Genomic DNA, 1128 nt, shown 5'->3' with positions numbered 1-1128 from the left:
GAGCTATAGTGATTTCTGGTGTATGGAGGAACATTGCGATGTAATCTGTTAATTGGTCTCGGCAGATCAACAACTAATAGGAGATACATCGCAATGAATCAAGATTCTAATGTTATTTCAATTAATGTACCAGAAGATCCGTTACAACAATTGCTGAAAGATGGTGCTCGGCAACTATTGGCACAAGCAATTGAAGCTGAGGTGGCATCTTTGTTAGACCAACATAATGATGAAACAATTGATGGTCTCAGACGAGTTGTACGGAATGGCTATCAGCCAGAACGTACAATCCAAACTGGACTCGGTGATATTGAAGTGAAAATACCAAAAGTCCGAGACCGTAAAAAAGAAGGGATTAAATTTAATAGCACTTTGGTTCCACCCTATTTGAAGAGAACTAAAAATATAGAAGAATTGATACCTTGGCTCTATTTAAGAGGTATTTCAACAGGTGATATGCAGCCTGCTCTGGCTTCTTTACTTGGCGATAATGCTCAAGGTTTATCCGCTAATACGATCTCACGCCTGAAATCATCCTGGGAAGTCGAATATAAGCAATGGTCAACACGTTCCTTAGATAAACGGCGATATGTCTATATTTGGGCGGACGGGATTTATAGTAAGGTCAGAATGGACGACAAGCTCTGCTTGCTCGTTATCATAGGCGTCGATGATACGGGGCGAAAAGAGTTATTAGCCGTCGTTGATGGTGTTCGAGAATCTGAAATGAGCTGGACTGAAGTACTAAACCAACTTCAATCACAAGGATTAACACAAGCACCAAAATTAGCGATTGGTGACGGAGCACTTGGTTTTTGGAATGCTGTTAGAAAGATATGGCCAACGACACAGCATCAACGTTGCTGGGTTCATAAGACTGCCAATGTATTAAATAAAGTCCCAAAATCCATGCAACCAAAAATCAAATCTAGGTTACAAGATATTTGGATGGCGGAAACTCGAAATTCTGCCTATAAAGCTTATGATTTATTCGTAAAAGACTATTCCGGCAAGTACCCAAAAGTGACGGAGTGCTTAACAAAAGATAAAGAAGAAATGCTCGCATTTTATGACTTTCCAGCAGAGCATTGGACGCATATTAGAACAAGTAATCCAATCGAATCAACG

The 1128-nt window shown here is 40.1% G+C and carries 1 protein-coding gene; it reads left to right on the top strand.

What is annotated here, in order from left to right; translation table 11 throughout:
- Positions 1–93: 93 nt before the first annotated feature.
- Positions 94–1128: IS256 family transposase (locus HC723_RS16830; protein WP_190339912.1), on the top strand; the 1035-nt coding region annotated here is incomplete at its 3' end.

This window comes from Vibrio sp. S11_S32, assembly GCF_014694465.1.
In the GTDB taxonomy this organism is placed as follows: domain Bacteria; phylum Pseudomonadota; class Gammaproteobacteria; order Enterobacterales; family Vibrionaceae; genus Vibrio; species Vibrio algicola.
Note: the sequence above shows the minus strand (reverse complement) of the source record. Positions and strands in the feature narration are given on the sequence as shown.